Annotated in this window: 23 protein-coding genes; 12 read left to right on the top strand and 11 right to left on the bottom strand. The window is 63.7% G+C overall.

Annotation, left to right across the window (positions count from 1 at the left end; translation table 11 throughout):
• Positions 1-921: a LysR family transcriptional regulator gene (locus A3AC_RS0105115; protein WP_025597732.1), complete on the bottom strand. Its 921-nt coding sequence runs from the start codon at positions 919-921 to the stop codon at positions 1-3.
• Between the two features lie 169 nt (positions 922-1,090).
• Between A3AC_RS0105115 and A3AC_RS0105110 the strand changes: the two genes are divergently transcribed.
• The 8 genes from A3AC_RS0105110 to A3AC_RS0105075 all read left to right on the top strand — a co-directional run bounded on the left by A3AC_RS0105110 (position 1,091) and on the right by A3AC_RS0105075 (position 8,007).
• The gene (locus A3AC_RS0105110; protein ID WP_025597731.1) at positions 1,091-2,374 is read left to right on the top strand and encodes an aromatic ring-hydroxylating oxygenase subunit alpha; all 1,284 of its coding nucleotides are present in this window, start codon (positions 1,091-1,093) and stop codon (positions 2,372-2,374) included.
• Positions 2,371-2,871, top strand: a complete 501-nt coding sequence (locus A3AC_RS0105105; protein ID WP_025597730.1) for an aromatic-ring-hydroxylating dioxygenase subunit beta — start codon at positions 2,371-2,373, stop codon at positions 2,869-2,871. The genes A3AC_RS0105110 and A3AC_RS0105105 overlap by 4 nt, the downstream gene beginning before the upstream one ends.
• A gap of 23 nt (positions 2,872-2,894) precedes the next feature.
• Positions 2,895-3,269, top strand: a complete 375-nt coding sequence (locus A3AC_RS0105100; RefSeq protein ID WP_025597729.1) for a tautomerase family protein — start codon at positions 2,895-2,897, stop codon at positions 3,267-3,269.
• 76 nt (positions 3,270-3,345) lie between these two features.
• The gene (locus A3AC_RS0105095) at positions 3,346-3,726 is read left to right on the top strand and encodes a hypothetical protein (protein ID WP_025597728.1); all 381 of its coding nucleotides are present in this window, start codon (positions 3,346-3,348) and stop codon (positions 3,724-3,726) included.
• 3 nt (positions 3,727-3,729) lie between these two features.
• On the top strand, positions 3,730-4,245 hold the full coding sequence (locus tag A3AC_RS0105090) for a nuclear transport factor 2 family protein (RefSeq protein ID WP_025597727.1): 516 nt from the start codon (positions 3,730-3,732) through the stop codon (positions 4,243-4,245).
• A complete protein-coding gene (locus A3AC_RS0105085) occupies positions 4,242-5,396 on the top strand; it encodes an amidase (protein ID WP_025597726.1) in 1,155 nt (384 codons plus the stop codon). Before A3AC_RS0105090 ends, A3AC_RS0105085 begins: the two co-directional genes overlap by 4 nt.
• Positions 5,397-5,400: 4 nt before the next feature.
• The gene (locus tag A3AC_RS0105080) at positions 5,401-6,144 is read left to right on the top strand and encodes an SDR family NAD(P)-dependent oxidoreductase (protein ID WP_025597725.1); all 744 of its coding nucleotides are present in this window, start codon (positions 5,401-5,403) and stop codon (positions 6,142-6,144) included.
• A 480-nt stretch (positions 6,145-6,624) separates the two neighbouring features.
• Positions 6,625-8,007, top strand: a complete 1,383-nt coding sequence (locus tag A3AC_RS0105075; protein ID WP_025597724.1) for an MFS transporter — start codon at positions 6,625-6,627, stop codon at positions 8,005-8,007.
• Between the two features lie 124 nt (positions 8,008-8,131).
• Here A3AC_RS0105075 and A3AC_RS0105070 read toward each other — a convergent pair whose 3' ends face one another.
• From A3AC_RS0105070 to A3AC_RS0105045, 6 genes are all read right to left on the bottom strand, one after another.
• Positions 8,132-9,061 (bottom strand): LysR family transcriptional regulator, encoded by a 930-nt coding sequence (locus A3AC_RS0105070; RefSeq protein WP_025597723.1) that lies wholly within the window; start codon positions 9,059-9,061, stop codon positions 8,132-8,134.
• A gap of 226 nt (positions 9,062-9,287) precedes the next feature.
• The gene (locus tag A3AC_RS0105065) at positions 9,288-9,785 is read right to left on the bottom strand and encodes a flavin reductase family protein (RefSeq protein WP_025597722.1); all 498 of its coding nucleotides are present in this window, start codon (positions 9,783-9,785) and stop codon (positions 9,288-9,290) included.
• Positions 9,786-9,803: 18 nt separating this feature from the next.
• Complete coding sequence (gene ribB, locus A3AC_RS29030) at positions 9,804-10,406, bottom strand: 3,4-dihydroxy-2-butanone-4-phosphate synthase (RefSeq protein ID WP_232231893.1); 603 nt, start codon at positions 10,404-10,406, stop codon at positions 9,804-9,806.
• Between the two features lie 301 nt (positions 10,407-10,707).
• Positions 10,708-11,019 (bottom strand): DUF4387 domain-containing protein, encoded by a 312-nt coding sequence (locus tag A3AC_RS0105055; protein ID WP_025597720.1) that lies wholly within the window; start codon positions 11,017-11,019, stop codon positions 10,708-10,710.
• A gap of 2 nt (positions 11,020-11,021) precedes the next feature.
• Complete coding sequence (locus tag A3AC_RS0105050; protein ID WP_232231892.1) at positions 11,022-12,386, bottom strand: acyclic terpene utilization AtuA family protein; 1,365 nt, start codon at positions 12,384-12,386, stop codon at positions 11,022-11,024.
• Between the two features lie 40 nt (positions 12,387-12,426).
• Positions 12,427-13,791 (bottom strand): LLM class flavin-dependent oxidoreductase, encoded by a 1,365-nt coding sequence (locus A3AC_RS0105045; RefSeq protein WP_025597718.1) that lies wholly within the window; start codon positions 13,789-13,791, stop codon positions 12,427-12,429.
• A 270-nt stretch (positions 13,792-14,061) separates the two neighbouring features.
• Between A3AC_RS0105045 and A3AC_RS0105040 the strand changes: the two genes are divergently transcribed.
• The 3 genes from A3AC_RS0105040 (at position 14,062) to A3AC_RS0105030 (ending at position 17,677) form a co-directional block, all read left to right on the top strand.
• The gene (locus A3AC_RS0105040) at positions 14,062-15,129 is read left to right on the top strand and encodes an amidohydrolase family protein (protein WP_051361565.1); all 1,068 of its coding nucleotides are present in this window, start codon (positions 14,062-14,064) and stop codon (positions 15,127-15,129) included.
• 12 nt (positions 15,130-15,141) lie between these two features.
• Positions 15,142-16,545, top strand: coding sequence for an MmgE/PrpD family protein (locus A3AC_RS0105035; protein ID WP_025597716.1), 1,404 nt, complete (start codon positions 15,142-15,144; stop codon positions 16,543-16,545).
• Positions 16,546-16,774: 229 nt separating this feature from the next.
• On the top strand, positions 16,775-17,677 hold the full coding sequence (locus tag A3AC_RS0105030) for a LysR family transcriptional regulator (protein ID WP_025597715.1): 903 nt from the start codon (positions 16,775-16,777) through the stop codon (positions 17,675-17,677).
• Between the two features lie 81 nt (positions 17,678-17,758).
• Here the strand turns inward: A3AC_RS0105030 and A3AC_RS0105025 are convergent, their stop codons facing one another.
• The 4 genes from A3AC_RS0105025 to A3AC_RS0105000 all read right to left on the bottom strand — a co-directional run bounded on the left by A3AC_RS0105025 (position 17,759) and on the right by A3AC_RS0105000 (position 22,126).
• Entirely contained in the window at positions 17,759-18,667 is a 909-nt protein-coding gene (locus A3AC_RS0105025; RefSeq protein ID WP_025597714.1) for an NAD(P)-dependent oxidoreductase, read from the bottom strand.
• 29 nt (positions 18,668-18,696) lie between these two features.
• Positions 18,697-20,175: an aldehyde dehydrogenase gene (locus A3AC_RS0105020; RefSeq protein ID WP_025597713.1), complete on the bottom strand. Its 1,479-nt coding sequence runs from the start codon at positions 20,173-20,175 to the stop codon at positions 18,697-18,699.
• A 293-nt stretch (positions 20,176-20,468) separates the two neighbouring features.
• Complete coding sequence (locus A3AC_RS30890) at positions 20,469-20,873, bottom strand: hypothetical protein (protein WP_232231891.1); 405 nt, start codon at positions 20,871-20,873, stop codon at positions 20,469-20,471.
• A 374-nt stretch (positions 20,874-21,247) separates the two neighbouring features.
• Positions 21,248-22,126: an SDR family oxidoreductase gene (locus tag A3AC_RS0105000; protein WP_025597711.1), complete on the bottom strand. Its 879-nt coding sequence runs from the start codon at positions 22,124-22,126 to the stop codon at positions 21,248-21,250.
• Between the two features lie 92 nt (positions 22,127-22,218).
• On the opposite strand from A3AC_RS0105000, the gene A3AC_RS0104995 reads away from it, so the two are divergent.
• A complete protein-coding gene (locus A3AC_RS0104995; protein WP_025597710.1) occupies positions 22,219-23,088 on the top strand; it encodes a helix-turn-helix transcriptional regulator in 870 nt (289 codons plus the stop codon).
• The last annotated feature ends 221 nt before the right edge of the window (positions 23,089-23,309 follow it).

Here is a 23,309-nt window from a genome sequence, read left to right as displayed (position 1 = left end):
TCACATCTTCTTGAAGCTCGCGAGGGTGTCGGTCATGAGGCTGCGCATCCACGCGAGGCCTTCGTCCTCGTGGAAGTGCTCGTGCCAGTGCATGGTCACGGCCACTCTCGGCAGCGGCACCGGCATTGCGTAGATGCGGAACGCGTCGCCTCGATTGAGGATATGTGCGAGCTTTTCCGGCAGCGTGGCGAACAGGTCCGTTGCAGCCAGCACGCCGGGCACCGCCACGAAATGCGGTAGCGCCAGTGCGATATTGCGCCCGACGCCTTGTCCGCGCAGCGCGTCGTCCAGCGCGTCATGGCTGTGCTCGATCGAGCGAACCTGAACGTGTGAGGCAGCAAGAAAATGCTCGAGTTTGAGCTTCTTGCCTTCGGGCAGATCGTCGCGTTCGCGCGTCATGCACACATACGATTCCTCGAAGAGCACGCAATGGCGCGTGCGCGGCAACAGCGAAGGCAAGTTGCCGATCGCAAAATCCAGCCGACTCGAGCGCAACGCCTCTTCTATCTCTTCAATGGGCAATGGCTCAACGACCAGCTTCGCGCGCGGCGCGGCGTCGTGTAACGCGGCGCAGATGGCTGGGAGATACGCCATCTCCCCTGCATCCGACAGCGACAGGCGAAATGTTCGCGTGCTCGTCGCCGGATCGAAGCGTTCGGCATAACGCAAAGCCTGCCGCACGGTATCGAGCGCGCGTCCCACGATCTCGGCCAACTCCAGCGCGACGGGCGTGGGCTGCATGCCCGCCCGCGTGCGGATGAACAGCGTGTCGTCGAACAAGGTGCGCAATCGCCCGAGCGAATAGCTGACCGCCGGTTGCGAGAGCGCGAGCCGCTCGCCTGCGCGCGTCAGGCTGCGCTCTTCCACGATAGCCTGGAAAACGCGCAGAAGATTGAGATCGATGTGGTCGATGGAGGTCATGGCAGACAGTTCCAGATATCGGCCGCACTGATTGAGCGACCCGTTTTTAATCGATTTGACGCATGATCTTCGAAAAGCGAGACTCATGTCAACGAGAGGATGCGCCGAGTGCACGGCCAGGCTCGTGTTAGTCGCTCAATCAGCCACTCAACTTCTCCCCAGGAATACGATGAGTACGCCGACCTATCAAACCATCGACACGAGCGCGCTCGCAAAGCGCGCGCAGTCCGATCGCATTGCGCCTTCGCTGTACTACGATCCGCAGCTCTTCGAGGAAGAACTCGAACGCATCTTCTACAAGACGTGGGTGTGGGTTGCTCATGACAGCGAGTTGCCGAAGCCCGGCGACTTCGTCACGACGACCATCGGCCGCCAGCCGGTCATCGTCGTGCGGGACAAAACGGGAGCCGTGAACGTACTGCAGAATCGCTGCCGTCATCGCGGTGCGACCGTGTGCGAAGAGCACAAGGGCAATGCGAAAGGCTTCACGTGCCCGTATCACAGCTGGTCGTACGCGCTCGACGGGACGCTGCGCGCGCTGCCCTACGGCGACGGCTACGAAGGCGTATGCGAGAAAAGGGATCTGCCGCTCAAGAAGCTGCTCGTGGGCGTCTATCAGGGCCTGATTTTCGCGAGCTTCAACGAAGACATCGAATCGCTCGAAGACTTTCTCGGCGGTGCGAAGCCATGGATCGACCTGTTCATGAAGCAAGGCGCGGGCTATCCCATCAAAGCCAACGGCGAGCATAAGTTCAAGTTCAAGGGCAACTGGAAGATCCAGCTGGAAAACACGACTGACCTCTATCACTTTCCCGTCGTGCATAAGTCCTGGATGAAGTCTATCGACGACGAAACGGCTGCCGTCATCACGAGCTTCATGACGAGCGAAGAAGCCTTCTGCCGCTCGCTCGGCAACGGCCACAGCCTCGCCGTACTGGTGCCGGAAATCGTCGATCTGGACAAGGACGACGGCGCCCCGCTGCCCGACCGCTTCAACGAACTCGCCGCGCAACTCGCGCAGAAGCACACGCCGGAGGAAGTACGGCGCATCGTGCGTTCGCTGATGGGCGTCGGCTTCAATCTGAATCTGTTTCCGAACCTCGCGTTGTCGATGGCGTTCTTCCGCGTGCTGCGCCCGATCTCGGCCGAAGAGACGGAGATTCGCCACGTCGCGCTCGCCATGGACGGCGGCCCCGAAGAGGCGAACCGCGTGCGGCTGCGCATTCATGAACACTTTCAGGGGCCGTTCGGTTTCGGCAGCCCCGACGATGCCGAAGCATGGGAACGCGTGCAGCGCGGCTCATACGCCGGCCCCGACGTACCTATCCTGGTGAACCGCGGGCTGAATCGCGAAACGACCGCATCGAACGGAGAGAAGACCGCGCACGCAACCGACGAAACCGGGATGCGCGAAGCCTATAGACAATGGCGCGCAATGATGGAGCAGGCATGATGGACGACCGTAACGCACTTCTCTCCGACCAGACCTTTGCTCGCGCTATCGAATTCATCTGGCGCGAAGCCGAACTTCTGGACCGGCGCGATTACCGCGCATGGCTCGAACTGTGGGACCCCGACGGCATTTATGTGGTGCCTATCGATCCCGACACAACCGACTACGAAGCGACACTGAACTACGCATTCGACGACCAGCACATGCGCGAACTGCGTGTGCAGCGTATGACCTCCGGCTGTTCGGCGTCCGCCGCCGACGCCGCGCGTACGGTGCGCACCGTGTCGCGCTTCACGCGGTCTTCGGATAGCGCGGACCTCGTCGAAGTGAAGTCCTCGCAGATCATCATTGCGTACAAGCGCGGCCTGTCGACCATTTTCGCCGCGGATCTGACGCATAAGATCAGGATGTCTAACGGAGAGCCGATGCTCGTCGAGAAAGTTATCCGCCTGATTAATTCGACCGAAGCACTGAACGCCATCGGCTTCCTGCTTTGAACTTCAATCGCGCCTATCCGACCATGCCGACACTCGAAATCTATCTGCCCCAAGGTCACTCCGACGAGCGCAAGGCATCGCTCATCCAGGATCTGACTCAAGCGACCGTCGACGCCATTGGCGCGCCCGCCGAGTCGGTGCGCATTCTACTGTCGGAGTTGCCGGCCTCGAACATCGGGCTAGGCGGAAAGCTGACGCCCGCTGGGTTGCCGGTCATTATCGCGATCTTGATTGCGGGCCGCACAGAGGCGCAGAAAGGAGCGCTGATCAGGCATTTGTCGGAGACCACCGCCTCCGTCCTGAATGTGCCTTTGCAGTCCACGCGCGTCATGATCAAAGACATCCCCAATACCGATTTCGGATTGGGCGGCAAGACCGCGCGCGCGTTGGGCCGATAAGTCGAAGTCGGACGCAGTCAGACCCGTTTGCCGTGATCCCGGCGCCGGACTCGTCGTTCGGCTCGAGAGGAAAAAAATGACGATCGACACTCAAAACCTGCCGCTGCGCGTACTCTTCTGCTGCGGCGTCACGCAGAACTTCTTCGACTTGCCGCGTGAGCAGATCGGCGAGGTATGGCGGGCGTACGGCAACATGCTCAATGCCATCGAAGCAATGCAGAACGTACGAGTGTTGGGTGTCATGGATGACGACCGGCTTGTCGTTGGCAACGCCGAAGGGGCACCGTGGACGTTCTACATCATGGCCGACGTCGCCGACTTCGACACCGCCGTTGCGGTCTGCAATCTGTATCGCACGACGCCTGTGGGCGAATACAACCTTTGGCGCTACGGCAAGATCGAGGCGCGTGTCGGGCGCGCGCTGACGGTTCCGCCCGCCGTTGCCAACGAGGCGTGAATCATGACGGACACGACCATTGAAAGCCTGCAGCTGCGCTTGCGCCTGCTGGAAGCGCACAACGCCGTTCGCAAGACCATTGCCCGATACATGGCGCTCTGCGATGTGCCGGCACGCGCACTCGACGGTGAATCGCTGGCGGCGCTTTTTAGCGATGATGCCGTGTGGGAAGGCATCGGTCCGCAGTATGCGGACAAGTTCGGCCGCTTGCAGGGGCCGAGCGCCATCGTCACGATGCTGCAACGCTACCTGCCGCCCACGCCGCACTTTGCGACGAACGTCCACTTTCTCACGAGCGAGCATATCGAGGTGCAAGGCAACACGGCGAAAGGCCGCTGGATCATGTTGCAGGCATCCGGCTATGTCGATGCGAAAGCCGAACTCGTCGCAGCGCGACTCGAAGTGGATTTCAATCCTTCGCCGCACAGTGAAGAGGTCTGGTTGATTCGTCACTTCCGCACGGAGCGTATTTTCGACGCGCCCTGGCAGATGAACCCCGCGCAAGGAGTCCGTGCATGAGCGCCTATCTCCGAATGTTCGATCTCGCTTCGCACGCCGTTGCGGATGCACCGACAATTGCAATCAAGGACAGCATCGACGTCGCCGGCTATCCGACGACTGCGGCCAGCCGCGCGCTTGCCGATGCGCCGCCCGCGCCGCGGCATGCAGAAGTCGTGCAGCGTCTCCTCAATGCAGGCTGGCGCATTACGGGCAAGGCAAACATGCACGAACTCGCGTTCGGCATGACAGGAATCAACGACTTCAGCGGGACGCCTGTCAACCCGCAAGATCCGGCTCGCATTCCCGGCGGTTCGTCGAGCGGCTCGGCATCGGCGGTAGGATTGCACCTCGCCGATGCGGCCCTCGGCACCGATACCGGCGGTTCCGTGCGCTGCCCCGCCGCATGTTGCGGCGTCATCGGACTGAAGCCGACGTTCAGACGCGTGTCGCGCGAAGGGGTCGCGCCGCGCCAGACATCCCTTGACTGTGTCGGTCCTTTTGCACGGGACATGAACAGCATCATCGACGTGATGCTCGCGATCGATGCGGCGTTCCGGGGCGACCATGCACGCCGCGACGTGACCGGACTGCGCGTCGCGCTGCCCGAAGTGGAAGCCGACGGCGAAATCCGCGATGCGGTGGCGGCTGCCGTCACACGCAGCGGACTGGCGTCGCGTGCCGTACAGATCAAATCCCTGCGTGACGCCTTCACGGCGGGGCTTGCCGTCATCAACGCCGAGACGTGGCATGCGTTCGGTCATCTCGTCGGCAGCGGAAAACTCGGCCCGGACATCATGGCCCGTCTGAGCGCGGCCGCGAACACGCAGGACTCGGAACTCGTTGCAGCCGAGCGCATCCGTCGCGTCTTCACAGACCAGGTCGACCACGTGCTGGAAGACTCGGACGTCCTCATCCTTCCGACGCTGCCCTCGCTGCCCATCACGATCGAGGCCGCCAGAGCGGGCACTTCGGTGATCGCAATGTCGTCGCTTATCCGGCCGTTCAACCTGAGCGGCCATCCGGCGCTGACATTACCGGTCCCGATCGACCGAACGCCGCTCAAGGCGGGGTTGCAGATTGTCGGCCGTCGAGGCGATGACGAGACGGTTTGCGCCGTCGCCGCGTACATCGAAGCGATGCTCGCTTGCAATGCGGAACGACAGAGCTGACACCATGACGAAGAGAGTCGTGCTCGTGACCGGCGCTGCCCGCGGCCTCGGTGAAGCGGTGACGCGCCGCTTCCATCATGCCGGCTACAACGTCGCGCTGGGCGATATCGCTGTCGATGCTGCCCAAAGACTCGCGCGCGAGCTGAGCAGCGACGCAGCGAGCGCATTCGCCGTGAAGCTCGACGTAACGAAGAAGGCAGATTTTGAAGCGGCACGCGATGCGCTGCTCGACCGGTGGGGTGCGATTGACGTGCTCGTGAACAATGCGGGCGTATCGAAGATCGTGCCGGCAATGGATATAACCGCCGAGCAATTTGACGAGGTGATGGACGTCAATCTTCGCAGCGTGTTGTTTGGCTGTCAGGTGTTCGGGCAGCACTTTGCGATGCAAGGCGCCGGACGCATCGTCAACATCGCCTCCCTCGCGGGACAGAACGGCGGCTCCGCTACCGGTGCCCACTACGCCGCGGCCAAAGGCGGCGCCATTACGCTAACCAAAACTTTTGCGCGCGATCTCGCCGCGCACGGTGTGACCGTCAACGCAATAGCGCCGGGTCCACTTGATCTGGCTGTCGTGCACGAAAGCGTACCGGCAGAGAAACTGCACAAGGTGATTGCGGGCATTCCGGTAGGCCGCCTGGGCTCCGCGAGCTATGTCGCAGACGTCGCCGTATTGCTCGCTTCCGCCGATGCCTACTTTGCCAACGGCGCGTGCTGGGACATCAATGGGGGACTCTTCATGCGCTGAGCGCCCGACACGGTGCGCTTTCGCAGGAACGTTTGCACCCGGCTCGTTCTTGCCCGATAGCGTCGAGCAGAGCCCAACCCATCTGTACGTGCAACCCACTTCCTTTCTCGCTGAAATCGACCTGCTCCGTCAGTAGTTGCCGCGTAGGCAATGTGCCGGTACGTCCATCCTGGGGGCGAGCGGTGTCGTCACGATAGGTCTGCAGCCCGACAGCCGGTCCTCAGGGGCCACCTCCAAGGCTTCCACGTTGCCTTGGCGGGCGTCGGCCGTTGACAACTCTTTCCTTCGCTCTACCCGAAGCGAAGCCGCCGCCGCAGGACGTCTTTGCCGCCCATTCTTCCAAAAAGCCAATTAACCTATTTAGTCTACGCATGGATGCTTTACTGCGGGTTGCCCAGAATGTGACGTAGCCGGCTGCAGAGCCGATGCCGCGCATCGCGTGGACCGGCTCCCGGCACAACATTCGAATCAGGAGACAGCATGGCACAGCAAGGCACCCGGACCGGGGTCGACAAGGTCAGGCAGGCACGACGCGCGCTTATTTCGAGCTGCGTCGGCACGTCGGTCGAATGGTACGAATATTTCATTTATGGCACGGCCGCCGCGCTCTATTTTGGACCGCTGTTCTTTCCTAACAAGGACGCGTCTGTCGCGCGCTTGATCGCGTTCGCGTCGTTCGGCGTGGCGTTTCTGGCTCGCCCGCTCGGCGCGTTCATCTTCGGCCATCTCGGCGACCGCATCGGCCGCAAATCGACGATGATCTTTACGCTCGTCCTGATGGGCGTTGCGACCGGCGCGATTGGTCTGCTGCCGACGTACCAGCAGATCGGCATGCTGGCTCCCGTGTTGCTGGTCACCTTGCGCCTGCTGCAAGGTCTCGCGGTCGGCGGCGAATGGGGCGGCGCGGTTCTGGTCGCGGTCGAGAACGCGCCCCGCCACAAAGTCCGTCTGTACGGCGCGGCGCCGCAAATGGGTAGCGGCTTCGGGCTGTTTCTGTCGACCGGAGCGATGGCGCTCGTCGGCCTTCTGCCGCCCGCCGAGCGTCTGGCGTGGGGTTGGCGCGTACCGTTCATCGCGGGCTTCGCGCTGGTGCTGATCGGGCTGATCATCCGCCTCGGTGTCGCCGAATCGGAAGACTTCAAGCGCGTGCAGGCGAGCGGCCGACGCGTGAAGCTGCCGCTTGCCGATGTCCTGCGTCACGCGAAACTGCCCACGCTGGTGGCCACCGCGATGTCGGCGTCGTTCGCGGTCGTGTTCTACATGGTGGCGACCTACTTCGTGTCGTATGCGACCTATCACTTGAAGCTGCCGCAAGCGACCACGTTCAACCTCGTGATGCTCGCGTCGCTGATCGATCTGATCGCGTTTCCGCTGATTTGCGCTTACGCGGACAGGATCGGCGCGCATCGCGTGTTCTTCTTCGGCACGCTGTTCGCGGTGCTGGGCAGCGTACCGCTGTTCCTGACGCTCAATACCGCGAATCCGCTGCTGGTCGGCATCGCGCTGTCGCTGACAATGGTCTGCGGACAGGTCACCACCTATGGTGTCGTCGGCAGCATGAGCGCCGAACTGTTCCCGGCCGAATATCGGTATACGGGCGTCGCGGTGTCAGGCGCAATCGCGTCGATCCTCTTCAGTGCTCCCACTCCGCTGATCGCCGAATGGCTGATGCACACGACCGGCTCGTGGTGGTATCTGGCAGGCATGGTGTCGGTGGCGGGAACGATCGCCACGTTCGGCGGCATCGGCTACGTGAAGCTGCGTCACCGCGCGCACCAGGTCGGTTTTGCCGCCGAGCGCACGCAGCCGAACAACGACGCGGCGGTCCCGGCGGCGTCGGTCATCGGAAGCGGCACACCCTGAGGCGGCACGCGCGTCGCGTGCCCGGAAGCGAAAGGCGCCACGGTTACGGCCGTGGCGCCTTTTTTCATGCAAGCGCAAACGCGAAAGCGGCAAGCGCGCCGAATGACCGAGTGGCCGGTTGGACTTACGACGGCACCCCCGCGCCGTGCATGGACGCGGGGAATTCGTTATGCAAATGGTCGCGAAAACTCTTGATCGCGGTAGTCGGCGCCGCCTTTCTGGTGACAATGCTGCCGTAGCAGCGGCTTGCATGGAAGTCGCTCAATTCGAGCGTCGCGCGATTGCGGCGCGCGTTCGCTCCCGCCAGCGAACGGGGCATGAAGGTCAAGAAGCCACCGGTGTCGATCATGCCGAGCAACGTGGGCAGCGTGGCGGCGGTCGCCGCGTCGAATACTGCTCCGCGCTCATCGAACGCGCGCGCGAGGCGCTGCCGCAGATCGCCGTAACGCGCGAGCAGAATCAACCGATACGGCAACAGCATTTCCACCGTCACCCGCTGCGCTGTTGTGATCGGATGCGCGGCGGGCGCCATCAGCACCACCGGTTCCTCGGCGAGCGGGCGAAACAGCAGGTTGTCGTAGTCGCCGTCGATTGCCGCGACGCCGAGATCGGCGTTGCCGTCGGCAATGGTTTTGAGCACGCTTTCATACGGCATGTCTTTCAACTGGACGCTGACGTCGGGAAAACGCTCGCAATACGAATGAATGATTTGCGGCAGAAAGGTCGCGGCGATCATTGGTGTCGCGGCGACCACCACGCGATTGCGCGCGGCCTCGGCGCGGCCCCGGAACTGGCGCAACACGTCGTACAGGCCGCTCAGCGCTTCACTGGCCGCGGCCTGCAGCAGGCGGCCTTCTTCTGTCGGTTCGACGCTGCGGGTCGTGCGCACTAGAAGTTGAACACGCAGCACCGACTCGAGCTTCTTCACGCGGCTCGACGCAGTAGGTTGGGAAATGCAGAGCCGTTCGGCCGCCTTGCTGAACTGCCCTTCCTCAAGCACCACGAGAAAGGTCTCCAGTTCGGGGAGATGGAAGCGGAACGACGGATTGTCCATGAGATCGGGCGGCGGGCAGAGCGCCGGCCGCTCGCGGCGCGGCGTCGCACGTATCGGTCAATGAGGGATCGGTCGATGGTAGCACGCAGGCAAGCCCCGCTGTGCTGCGATCGAAGCGCCGCGGCGTAGGGAAAAACGCGTAGTCCGCGCCTGTCGTTCGAGCCCGCGCTGCGCCGTCTGCGCGTCGGGACCAGCGCCCGCGCGAATGCGCCGCTTACGCCAATGGTTAGGCTTCGGCCAGGTCGTGAGCGAGGCGCGTCAGATATTTGCCGTCACGAAACGCGAGCGGCGGCCGCTCGCCGCGAAACAGATTTTCGACCTGACCGATGTACACGACGTGATCGCCGCCTGGATACGTCGCGATCTTGCGGCATTCGAGAAACGCGGACGCGCCGCGAATGATCGGCAGTCCGCCGAGACCTTCGTCGATCTCGATGCCGCTGAACTTGTCGTCGCTCGAACGCGCGAAGCGATCCGACACATGAATCTGATCGACCGCGAGTATGTTGACGACGAACCGCTCGGTGTCGCGAAACGCCAAATGGCTGCGCGACGTGGTCGACTGGCTCCACAACACGAGCGGCGGATCGAGCGACACCGAACTGAACGAGTTCGCGGTGACGCCGAAGCGCCTCCCCTGCGGATCCAGCGTGGTGATGACGGTGACGCCCGTCGTGAATGCGCCGAGGGTTTTGCGCAGGCTCTGGCTGTCGAAGGTATGCATGGTTTTTTCTCTCTACGGTCAGGCGTTTTCGGCAGCGCCGCAATAGGCGAGCAACTGCGCGATCGAGATCAGGGTCAGGCCGTGTGCGATAGCGAAGCGCACCAGGTCGGGACGCCGTGCCATCGTGCCGTCGTCGTTGACCAGCTCGCAGAGCGCGCCGGCATAGCCGCGTCCGGCCAGGCGCACGAGGTCGTAGGCCGCCTCGGTATGGCCGCGCCGCTCGGTCACGCCGCCTTCCCGCGCGCGCAGCGGGAAGACATGGCCCGGCCGCACGAAGTCGTCCGCCACCGCTTTCGGCGAAGCAAGCGCGGCGATCGTCGCCGTGCGGTCGGCTGCGGATATGCCGGTCGTCACGCCGTGGCGCAAATCGACGCTCACCGCGAACGCGGTTCGAAACGGCTCGTCGTTGTTTTGAATCATCGGCGGCAGATTCAGCCGGTCGAGCACGCGACCCGGCATCGACACGCAGATCAGCCCGCTCGTGTGCCGCACCATGAAGGCCAGCGCTTCCGGCGTGACCGCATCGGCGGCAATGATCAGGTCGCCTTCGTTCTCGCGATTCTCGTCGTCGACGACGATCACGAACTCGCCGCGTTCGATTGCGCGGATCGCCGCCGGCACGGTGTCGAAACCGGTTGCGCCGTCACTGGCCGGTCGGCGCGCGAGGCCGGGCGCCGACCGGCTTGCCAACGGCTCGCGGTGCTGCCGCTGTGCGTGCGCTGCCTGCCGGGCGGAATCGGCGGCGGAACCGGCGGAATCGGCGGCGGCATTGCCGGGCTCTCGCGGTTCGGAACGCTGCGCGGACAGCGCGTCCGGGCATGTGTCGGTTAGCGGATTGTCGTGTTGCATGTCGATTGACCTTGATTGATTCGTTGCTGTGTATCGTGACCGCGCTGGGCCTGCGGTGCCGGCAGCGCCCGCGCTACAGCGGCACTTCGATATCGAGCAGCGGCGCGTGCTGTTGCGCGCCGTAGATGTCCGTATCGCCGATCGCGCCCGACGCGATCCGGCGCGGCAGCGTCGCCTTCCACGCAAGCGCAGGCGGATATTCGGTGAACAGCACCTGCTCGACGTCGACCTTGTACAGCGACGCGATCAGCCCGGCGCTGATCACGCCCGACGCACGCACTTTGTCGAACAGCGCCGCATCGTCGAACATGATGTCGAGCGTGATGTGGAAAGGTCCTGCGTTCTTGCTCTTGCAGGCCTTCGCGATGTCTCTCAGGCGGACCATCGTCAGACCTCCTCGTAGTCGATCGGGAACATTTCGTATGGATCGTCCGGCAGCACGACGTGCTGCAGCATGAACTCGTAGACTTCGCCGCGCTCGATGTCGGACGGCGAGAACGGGAACGCCATGTTGCCCTCGCGGCACATGCGGCCGGCGAAATCGGAATGCAGCAGCGTCACGCGCGCCAGCGACAGCGCCGCGCTGGCGATCTCCTGGCTCACGCCGATCACCTCGGCGACGATCGCCATCTCGACCGGCATTGCCCCGGACGCCGGCTCCCACGGACCCATCACGCCATTGCGGCCATAGACGCGCAGCACCAGCCGATACGCGTCGTCGGCAATGCCGAGCGCCCGCACCTTGGTCGCGGTCGACTCGCGCACGAACTCGACGAAGGTATCGAGTTGCGCGATCAAACCGGGGTCGCGGGTGGCGGCGAACGTGACCGCGCTGAAGCCGACGCTGCGCACGCCTTCCAGCTTCACCGAGTAAGGCTGCGGCTGCCAGCGCATGCCGGTGACGCGCACTACCCGGTCGGTCAGCGCTTCGATCCGGCAATCGCGGGTATCGACAAGGCCGCCGGGCTCGTGACGAATCACCGGGCTCGCGGTCTCGTGCAGCGCCTGCACCGCGACGGACAGCGGCGTGCAGCGCAGCTCCGGATTCATCGGCTCGGCTTCCACATAGTCTTCGCCGACAGTCACGAGCAGACAATCGTGCTTCTTCGGAATCGCCGCGTTGCATGCGCATTCGAGCATCTTGCCGGCGTACCAGGACGGCGCGGCGGGCAGGCCGTGATGCATCGCCAGCGCCACCCACGGCGAAGGATCGGTGCCGCGGCCGCCCAAAATCACCTGCGCGCCCGCTTCGAGCGCGGCGCGATACGGCTCGGGGCCCATCATGCCGACGATGCGGCGGGCGCCGTCGAGCGCCGCTTCGTCGAGCGGCGGCGCGCCGTCCAGCGCGCGAATCCGCCCTTCGCCGAGACGCCGTTTCAGATACTCCTTCGGCTGCTCGGCGTGGATCAACGCAAGCCTGAAGTGCAGATCGTGTTCGCGCGCGATCTCGCGCACCAGTTCCGCGCACACTTGCAGATGCGGCTCGCCGCCCGCGCCGCCGGCGGTGCCGACCATCATCGGCACGCCGGAACCGATCGCCGCCCGCAGCAGGAGCGACAGGTCGCGCTTCATCGCGAGGCGCGAATTCAGCGTCTTGCCGGAGCCAAGGTAATACGGTCCCGGGTCCGAGCTGCCGCCGTCCACGCCGAACATATGCGGCTTGCGCTCGAGCGCCGCGCGAATCGAAGCTTCCGGAAAGCCATAACCGAGGATGCCGCTGGCCGACATCATGCGTACTGTCTTCGACGTCATTTCGACGGGTTCTCCCTCTCTGGTTGGAATCCCGCGCCGCTCACGACGGCGTGCGCCAGTCGCCTGCCAGCGGCTTGCGCAAACCCAGATGGCTGCGCAGCGTGCTGTCGCCGTACTCCTTGCGGAACACGCCGCGCTTCTGCAACTCGGGCACCACCAGCCGCACGATGTCCTCGTAGGTGCCGGGCACGTAGGTCGCCGACAGCACGAAGCCGTCGCAAGCCTTGTCGAACCATTCGATCATCTGCTCCGCTACCTGAGATCCGGTGCCGACAAAACACGGACCGTCGCGCAAGGTGCCGCGCCCGGACGCCTCGACGAAATCCTTCACCGACGGATTACGCTTGCCACTGACTTCGATCACCTTGTCGCGTAGGCTCTGCCACGACACGGCGGCGAGTTCTTCGTCGGTGAACGGCTGGTCGTACGGACGGCCCGAAAAATCGATGTTGAGCGTTTCGCCGATCATCGTGAGACCGTCGATCGGCCGTGACAGCGAGTCGATAAGCTGCTGCTTCTCGCGCGCCTCGGCCTCGGTGCTGCCGACGATAATCTTCACCTCCGCGCAGATCCTGATCGAATCGCGACTGCGTCCCGCCGCGACCGCGCGCGCCTTCAATCCTTCGTATTGCTTGATGCCGTTGGCGAGCGTCGGGTATTTGGCGAACACGACTTCGGCCCAGCGTGCGGCGAAGGTCAGTCCGCGGCCGCTCTGGCCGGCTTGCAGAATCACCGGATGGCCTTGCGGCGAACGCGGCACCGTCAGCGGGCCGCGAGAATTGAAGAAGCGGCCCTGGTGATCGAGCCGGGTGACCTTCGAGGGGTCCGCGAAATAGTTTTCCTGTTTATCGGCGACGATCGCGCCTTCCCGCCATGTGTCCCAATGGCCCATTACCACTTCCATGAACTCGTCGGCGCGGTCGTAGCGCAGATCGTGGTCGAGATGACTCGAAGCGCCGAAGTTGGCCGCCTCCGAGTCGTTCATCGAGGTCACTACGTTCCATGCGACGCGGCCCTTCGTCATCAGGTCGAGCGTCGCGAACAGCCGCGCGACATGAAACGGCTCGTAGTACGTGGTCGAATAGGTCGCGCCCAGACCGAGATGCGACGTGGCCATCGCCATCGCCATCAGTACCGAGGTCGGCTCGAGCTTGATCGCGCGCACGCCGTGGCGCACCGTCTCGCGATGGCTGTTGCCGTAGATGTCGGGCATCGCGAGGCGATCGTCGAAGAACGCCATGTCGAACTTGCCTTCTTCGAGCGTGCGGGCGATCCGCTGGTAATACTCGGGAGACAGATAGTCCGTCATGCTCGACGGATGCCGCCACGAACCCGCGTAATTGCTGCAGTTCTGCGCCTGAAGGAAAGCGACGAGCGCCATGTGTCGCGGCTGGGCTGAAGTCATGATGTGGGTGGTCCTCGCGATGAAGTGGGCAACGGTCTGCACGGAAGCAAAGGTATGCCCGCGCCGCGTCGAAAACAATTTGCACTGTCGGATAGACCTATAGGCATAACGAATGAATCGCCCGCTACGGCGGCGGCAATGATCCCGGTATGCTTGTCGCAAGGTCCTCACGGCGCTCGCCGATGCTTGAGGACCCGAGGCCGGACGAATGAATCCGCGCATCAAGGGGCATTCATCCGAGCAGCAAATAAATCTTTGGAGGAGACACACTTGGAGCCATCGACCCAGACCGTCGTCCAGCCGGACCCGCCGCTATTGCCGACCCGCCATCCGCAGCCCGCCTGGCTCGCGCTCGGCAGCGAAGCGGTGCTGGAACCGCAGCGCCGCATCATCGACCCGCATCATCACTTTTCGCACCACTGGGGCGGCTACGGTCTTGACGACCTGTTGAGCGATACCGGCGCGGGCCACCGCATCGAGAACACGGTGTATGTGCAATGCGGCTGGGAGTACCGCAGCGACGGCCCCGAACATCTGAAGCCGGTCGGCGAAACCGAAGCCGTGGTCACACTCGCTGAAACAGCCCGCGCGCGCGGCGCGCTGACCGAGGTGGCTGCGGGCATCGTCGGCTATGCAGACCTGCTGCTCGGCGATGCGGTGGAAGAAGTGCTGGCCGCGCAGATCGACGCGGGCAAAGGGCGCTTTCGCGGCATCCGCTACGCGGCCTCGCGCCATGAAGCTTTCAAGCATGGCGTGCTGCCGCGGCCGCCACTGGGACTCTACGCGGACAAGGCATTCCACGCGGGAATGCGCCAGCTCGCGCGGCATGCTCTGACGTTCGACGCATGGGTCTATCACACGCAGCTTCAGGATGTGATCGACCTCGCGCGCGCAGTGCCGGAGACAACGATCGTGCTCGATCATATCGGCGGACTGCTCGGCGTCGGCCCGTACGCGGCCAACTCGCGGGCCGCTTTCGACGAATGGTTGCCCTTGCTTGCGCCGCTCGCCGCGTGCCCGAACATTGTGATGAAAATCGGCGGCTACGGCACCACCGTGTTCGGCTACGACTTCGTCAGCCAGAGCGCGCCGCCGTCGTCGGCGACTCTCGCCAACGCGTGGCGTCCGAGCGTCGAAGCGGTGCTCGATGTCTTCGGCGCACAACGCTGCATGTTCGAAAGCAACTTCCCGGTGGATCGCTGCTCCGCGAGCTATGCGACGGTCTGGAATGCGTTCAAGCGGCTGGCTGCGAACGCGAGCGATACCGAGAAGGCCGACCTGTTCTACAACACTGCCGCGCGCACCTACCGGATCGGTGATGCGGCTCGTCAAAGCTAACCCACCGACACCATGCACAGCACCTCCGTACTGCCCCAACCTGCCGTCAACGTTGGTGAAGCGCTGGCAGCGTTCGCGCACGATCTGCGGCTCGACGCGATTCCAGCTACCGTTCAGCGGAAATCCGTCGAACATATCGTCGATGCAATCGGCCTCGCGTTCGCGTCTCACCAGTTCCCGTTCGCCGCGCCGGGGTTGCAAGGGATTCGCGCCGCCGCGGGAACCGGCGTCGCGACCGTCATCGGCGGCGACATGCGTCTTGCGCCGCGCGATGCCGCGCTCGCGAACGGCTACCTGATTCACGGCCTCGATTTCGACGACACCCATCCGGCCAGCATCGTGCATCCGTCGGTGGCCTGTCTGCCCGCCGCGCTCGCACTTGCCGAAGCGAACGACGCGAGCTTCGGGCAGATGCTCGCCGCCTATGTGGCCGGCATGGAAACGGCAATCCGTCTCGGCCGCGCGGTCAAAGGCGGCTTCCATCGCGTCGGCTTTCACGCGACCGGCATCGTCTCGCACTTCAGTTCGGCAATCGTCGCGGGCAAGTTGCTGGGCCTGAGCGCCGAGCAGTTGCTCAGCGCGCAGGGAATCGCGGCGAGCACCGCGTCCGGCGTGCAGGTGTTTCTCGAGAACGGCGCGTGGACCAAGCGGATGCATCCCGGCTGGGGCGCGCTCGCCGGCATCACCGCCGCGCATCTGGCGCAGGCGGCCTTTGCCGGTCCGCGTCGCCCGTACGAAGGCCGCTTCGGTCTGCTCGACACGCACCTTCAGGGATTTGCCAGCGAAGTCGATGCCGATTCGATCGCCGCGGGTCTCGGCTCGGATTGGGCGATGCTCGACACGTCGATCAAGCCGTATCCGGTGTGCCACTTCATTCATGGTTGCGCCGAAGCTGCGCTGCAATTGCGCCGCGAGATCGGTCCCGACGCAACGATCGAGCATATCGTGTGCGAACTGCCCGAAGCCACGCTGCCGATCGTCGCCGAGCCGGCGAGCGCCAAGCTCGTGCCGAAGAGCGACTACGAAGCCAAGTTCAGCGCGCAATTCGTCGTCGCCGCATGCTTTGCGCGCAACCGCTTCACACTGGCGGAGCTCAGCGACGACAGCCTGCACGATCCGGCGATTCTCGCGCTGGCCGCGAAAACCGCGTGCGTGAAAGAGGCCGGCTCCAGTTTTCCGAAGTACTTCTCGGGCGCGGTCAGCATCACGCTCGCCGATGGCCGCACGCTGCGCGCCCATGTGCCGGTCAACCTGGGCAGCGGCGAGCGCGCGCTGTCGCTCGACGACATCGTCGGCAAGTTTCGCGGCAATGCACAGCTCAGCGTGTCGGGCGCGCGTGTCGATGCGGTACTCGACGCGCTGCTGTCCGCGACGCCGGATACACCCGTGCGCGCGATCACCTGCGTGCTCGGCTGAAGGCTCGCACGTGAAGCGGCGCCGGCTCGCAGCGCGCGGGCCCGCGCCGTTTTTGCGCCAGTGTGGGCGCCGGCGTTCGCTCGTTATCAGCGCCGTGCGCGCCGATTCGCTCCTCTCGCCGTGCGACTTCGCCGCGCCGCACGCTCCCGCTAGAATCTGCATTACTTCCCGGCCCGTTCGCGTTCGCGCCGGGCCGCTCCGCTCATCCCGCGTTATCAGGCGTTACATCATGGACATGAGGCATTTGCGATCCTTCGTTGCGGTCGCGGAGGAATTGAGTTTCAGCCGTGCCGCAGAACGATTGCACATTTCCCAGCCGCCGCTGTCGCAGCATATCAAGGTGCTCGAAACGGAAATGGGCGTGCAGCTATTTGCGCGGACCAAACGCGAGGTCAGGCTGACCGACGCGGGCGTCGTATTTCTGCGCGAGAGCCGCCTGTTGCTCGATCAAATGCGCACGGCCGTCAATGCGACGGTGCGAACTGCCAATAGCGACGCGGGCGCGTTGCGTGTCGGGGTCGCCACGTCCGCGCTGTTCAGTGTCATGCCCACCTTCCTCACGCTGATGCGGGAAGCGTTTCCGCACGTCGAAATTTCAATCAACGACATGCAGTCGCAAGATCAGGTGGTCGCGGTTGCACAAGGCACGCTCGATCTCGGCATCGTCCATGTGCGACCCGACCGGATGAAGCTCAGTCACGCGCCGATTTTTAGCGAGGCGCTCGTGGCCGTCGTGCCCGAGCGCCATTGGCTCGCGAGCAAACCGGAGTTCGGCCTGGCCGATCTCGCCAATGAAGCGATGGTCGGCCTGGCGCGCGAGCATGGCCCGGCCGTTTTCGATGCGATCGTCGCCTGCTGTCACGAAGCGGGCTTCAGCCCGGAGTTCCGGCACAGCGCGCGCAACCCGCTGACGATCTTTCAGATGGTACGGCTCGGCTTCGGCGTGTCGCTGGTGCCGCGTGCGTATGCGCTCAGCGCATTCCCCGGAGTGCGTTTCCGGGAACTGCCGGCGACCGTCGGCAGCGTGCGGATGGAGGCGATCTGGAGCGAGCGGCATGCGTCGGGGCTCGTGCGCAAGATCGCCGCGTCGATTCTGCCGCGGCTTGCCGGCGACATCACGCGCCACGCCTGAACATCGGCGTGGAGGTATCAGGCGGACGCCCCGTTGACGCGGCTAACGGCTGGTCTGCCAAACGAACGCATGCGCGCGCGGCTAACCGACAACTGGCACAGTCTCCACGCCAGCACGACCATCGACGATCTGCACCATCGCCGGATGGTAATTCTGCGCGAAGCCCGCATCACGCGCCTTGCACATGACGTCATACGTGTACTGCGCGATGCGCGGCGCGAAATCGCCCTGCTTCGCAAGCGACAATGCGAGACCGGCGTCCTTGATCGCGTACAGCATCGGGAACACCTTCTCGGGGAAGGTGTCGGCCGCCAGCGATTTCATCCCGTGATTTCGCAGCACGAAGCTGTCTGCCGAGCCTTTCGACAACAGCTCGAACAGCACGTCGCCCTGCAGTCCTGCGCGCCGCCCGATCGTGATGATTTCCGACAGCGCGTTCACCGTCATGAACACCATCATGTTGTTCAGGATCTTGACCATCTGGCCGGCACCGACATCGCCGCAATGCATGATGTCGCTGCCCATGCAACCGAGCAGCGGACCCAGCGATTCGAACAGCGCGTCGCTGCCGCCGACCGTGATCAGCAGCGTACCCTTCACTGCGGCTTCCGCTGTCCGCGCGACCGGGGCGTCGACGTATGCGATGCCGTCTTGCGCCAACGATGCGGCGAGCGCCCGCGTTCGCGCGACGTCGCTGGTGCTCATATCGACGATCACTCGCAAGCGGTCCGCCGCGCCGCACAATTGCGCGCAGACCGACTCGACCTGATCGATCGACGGCAGGGACAGAAACACCACGTCGACCTGCCGCGCGATGTCAGCGACGCTGTCGTGCGCGGTAGCGCCCGCCTCGACGAGCGTCGCGATTGCGTCTTTCGAGGTATCGAACACATGCACGGGCAGGCCCGACTTGCGCACGAGGTTCGTGCACATCGGACCGCCCATCACGCCGAGGCCGATAAAGCCGATTTGCTGATATTGCTCCATCATGTCTCCTTGAATAGTCTGGTCCGGGCGTTTCAAGTGCGAATCGCAAACGGATCGCGCACGCCGTCCGAGTAATCGATCATCACGTTCTTGGTGGTCATGTATTCGTGAAGGCCAGCTTCGCCACGTTCGCGGCCAATGCCCGATTCCTTGAAGCCGCCGAACGGCGCCTGCGCGGCAAGCGCGCGATAGGTGTTGACCCACACAGTGCCGGCCTGGATCGCGCGCGCCACTCGCATTACCTGCGAGATGTCGCGCGACCAGATGCCGGCGGCGAGTCCGTAGCGGGTATCGTTGGCAATCGCGATGGCTTCTGCTTCGGAATCGAATGGAATGATCGCGAGCACTGGACCGAAGATTTCCTCCTGCGCGAGTGCGCTGCGATTGTCGACGTCGGCGAAGATCGTTGGTTCGATAAAGAAGCCGTGCTCGAGACCAGGACCCTGTGCTCGCCGCCCGCCGGTCACGAGCCGGCCACCGGCCGCCTGCGCCGCGTCGATCGCGGCGAGAATGCGGCGATACTGCGGCTCATTGGCGACCGCGCCCATCTCGGTCGCCGGGTCGAGCGGGTCGCCCATGCGGATCGTCCGCGCGCGCGTTGCTAGTCGCTCGACCACCTGGTCGTAGACGCCACGCTGCACGAGCAGCCGCGAGCCGGCCACGCAAGTCTGTCCGGTCGCGCCAAAGATACCGGCCAGTGCGCCGACGACGGCCTTGTCGAGATCGGCGTCGTCGAAAATTATGTTCGGCGACTTGCCGCCGAGTTCGAGCTTGACGGGAACCAGCCGCCGCCCTGCCGCGGCCGCGATGTGCCGGCCGACGTTCGGGCTGCCTGTGAAGCTGACGAGCGCCACCCCCGGATCGTCGACGAGTGCCCGTCCGGTCTCCGCGCCGCCCGTCACAACGTTTAACACGCCGGGCGGAAAGCCCGCTTCCTCGACCAGAGACGCGAACTCGAGCGTCGACGCCGACGCGTGCTCCGACGGTTTGACGACCACGCAATTGCCAGCCGCCAGCGCGGGCGCCAGCTTATTCGCGAGCAGCGCGAGCGGCGAATTCCATGCGGTGATCAGCCCGACTACCCCGTAGGGTTCGAGCGACAGATAGTCGAGCGTGTTCGGCTGATCGAGCGGCAACTGCTGGCCGAACAGCTTGTCGGCATAACCGGCGAAGTAACGCAGCTGGCGACCGACCCATAGCATTTGCGGCCGCGTCTCACGCACGATCTTGCCGTTGTCCGTGCTTTCGATAGCCGACATCCGCTCGGCGTTCGCCTCGATCAACGACGCCAGTTTTTGCATCAGACTCGCGCGCAAGACGCCAGGGCTGTGCCGCCAGCCTTCGTGGAAGGCCTGGTTCGCCGCCGCCACCGCGCGCGCGACGTCGCCCGCGCCGGCGTCCGGTATCTCGGCCCATACCGCGCCGGTATAAGGGTTGGTGCTCGGCAGCACACGCTGACCGGCGGCGCTCTCCCGCCGTCCGCCGATGTAGAGCTGGTATCGCTTGACCACGCCGTCTCCTCGATTCGATGTAGATTTTCGGCACCCGCCCCGCCGACCCGGCGCGCCGATGACCCACATCTTCGGATCGAATCGTGCCAGCGTCCAATATCGATTTGAAAGTTCTGTTATTTGGTTTCGTTGCCACGCCCGGGGGACAACGCAAGCCACCGACCGGTGTCGTCAGGGGCGCCTGACGCCGAATGCAGAGCGCCAGGCATCCGCAAGGAACATGAAACCTGCGAGCATGACCATGCTTGCGGTAGCCGTTCCCGAACCGAATTTGCGGGCGCGACACCCGGCGACTAAGGTAATTGGCACACCGGCGCGAAGTTGTCAGGAAACAACTCGGGCACCCGATGCACCAGGTCGTTCGACAATTCAGCCCATTCGATACTCGTGCGCTCGTTGCCGAGGTGATGGCTGGTCAGTCCGGCGATCGGCGAAAACAGCGTGAGGTCGCTGCGGCGCTCGCGCTGCAGCTTCAATTGACCAGAGACGATAGCGTCGCGTATCTCGTCGTCGCTGACGTGTGCCTCATGGCGCGACGGCGCGTTCGCCGGATCGTTCCGACGGTTTGCAGATCGCCCTGTTCTTCTTCGAACTGTTGCAAGGCTTTCAGCAGGCGACCATGGACAAGATATTGAAAAACTAACGGCAATTTGGCCCGACAATTTGGGCTGCAATAGCCAGAAGGAGTTTTGTGGCATGTTTCAAAAAACCACCGCTTGTTAGACGGCCAGACGGGGATCGATGCGATGACGTGATGTGCAATTCAGAAAGACTTTTTGAAAAATGGGCTGAGCGGCGCGAATCGACCTACAAGAGACGTCCGGGCTCGCCGAAAACGGTCCTTCAAAAAAACGTGCGGCGCGTACATCTCAGCACCGCAGTCCCGATCTATTGGAAGAGGATTGGCTGATTCCTTTCGATGCTAAGGTTCGCCAATCCGCGCAGACGTTCGATGAGTGCCTCGCCGTCAATGTCAAAGAAGCAGTCCAGCAAACACTTGATCAACAGGCCGAGTGACTGTCCCGACGATGGCTGCGATGGTGACGCCGGCGTACCGTACTGCACGCTTCAGCTATTCGAGCTCAAGCCGTTCCAGATCGGCTATCAGACCGGGCCCGGTCGGGTCCCAGCCCAGCGTCTTCCGCGTCTTTTCGCTCGATGCCAAAAGGTCATGTCTAGCGAACGTTGCCAGCCAACCGAAATGCGCCGAAGCTTCTTCCGCGGATATGGATCGTGTGGGCACGCTCAGGCCGCGGCCGATGGCTTCGGCAATATCCAGCATCGGCACGCCTTCTTCGGCCACCGCATGATATCTCGCGCCCGCTTCGTTCTTTTCCAGCACCAACCGGTAAAGACGGGCGACATCGGAGATGTGTGCCGCCGCCCAGCGGTTGCGTCCGTCCCCCACATAGGCTGACACGCCTTTCTCCCGCGCCACAGCAACAGCGTAAGTCAGAAGCCCTTGCCGCATTGTGTTGTGAACTTGAGGAAGCCGCACCACCGAGGCCCGCACGCCCCTCAGTGATAGTGTCGTCTGCTCCGAAACGCGGGGAAATGGGAAATCTGGCGGCACCTCGTGGTCCTCGGTCGCAACCTGGCCCGGCCCAGCTAATCCCGCCGTCCCCGACGTGGCGATGAGAAGCCGATCGGAACCAGCGAGGACTGAACCCAAAGCTTCGATAGCGCGGCGATCGATCTCGCAAGACCGTGCAAAGTTGGACCAGTCGTGAACAAAGCCACGGTGAATGACGGCGTCGGCCGCCGCTGCGCCCGTCCGAAGGCTTTCGAGGTCTTCGAGCGAACCGCGATGTACGTCCGCTCCAATGGCTGCCAGGGATTTTTTTCCCTCGTCCGAGCGAGCCATGCCGAGAACCTTGTGTCCGGCAGCAATCAGTTCCTTAACGGTGGGAATGCCGACAAATCCGGTGGCGCCGGTGATGAAAACGCGCATGAATTGATCTCCAGGTTTCGTTGGAGACAAGTCTCGGCCTTGCGAGTATTCCGGTAAAGTAGTGACCTTATCAGGGTAAGACTACTAACAGCATGAAGTCGCACCAGGACAACGAAAACCTTCTCGCCGCGTATTTGCGGGATCGGCGGATGAAGCTTGATCCCGCAGTACTCGGTTTTCCCGCGGAGCGCCGGCGGACGCCTGGGCTGCGCCGTGAGGAAGTGGCGCAACGCGCCAATATCAGCCCCACCTGGTACACGTGGCTCGAACAAGGCCGCGGCGGTGCCCCCTCGGCCGATGTGCTCGACCGGATATCGCGGGCACTGATGCTGACGGATGTCGAGCGCGAGCACCTTTTTCTAATTGGCCTCGGGCGACCGCCCGAAGCCCGCTACCATGAGAAGGAAGGCGTCACGCCTCGGCTGCAGCGTGTCCTCGACGCTTTGGACCCCAGCCCCGCCCTCATTCGCACAGCCACCTGGAACGTTCTTGCCTGGAATCGGGCGGCCACTGTCATGTTGGGCGACTATGGCTCCCTGCCGCCAAACCAACGCAATGTGCTGCGCACCATTTTCCTCGATCCGCGTGCCCGCGCCGTGCAGTATGACTGGGAGAGCGTAGCGCGCCACATCATCGGTGCATTCCGTGTCGATGCCGCGCGTGCGGGAGCGGCAACGGAGGTGGCGCCTCTCGTTGATGAGCTGTGCCGGCTCAGTCCCGAGTTCAAGGAGATGTGGCGCCACAACGAGGTTCGAGAGGTCCACGGCGAGGTCATCAAGCGCATCCGGCATCCGGTGCTCGGCCCACTCGCCTTCGAATATTCGACCTTCTCGGTCGACGGCCGGACAGATCTCAGCATGTGCGTCTACAATCCCGCGACACCGGAGGATACGAAGAAGATCGCGTCCCAGATCAGCTTGCTGTCAAGCCCACTACCGTCGGCCGACATGCGAGGGCCTTAGGGCGCTCGCGACAGCGCAGGTCCGGACAATCGACGCTCGAATCCCGAGAGTCTGCCAGGAGCCACGTGCATCGAATCGCAAGCGGCTGCGGACATTAACGCTCGGCTTGTGAACGGCCGGAACTGGCCGTACGCCGACTCTAAACCGGTTCCGTGTATGGCGGCCCCTGTTGCACTTCAGTGCCCTCACGCATGGCAGCAGACTACTTGCACCTAGGGATT

It is taken from the genome of Burkholderia sp. WSM2230 (assembly GCF_000472445.1).
Lineage (GTDB): Bacteria > Pseudomonadota > Gammaproteobacteria > Burkholderiales > Burkholderiaceae > Paraburkholderia.
The sequence above is the reverse complement of the archived record's forward strand: the minus strand, read 5'-3'. Positions and strand labels throughout refer to the sequence as shown.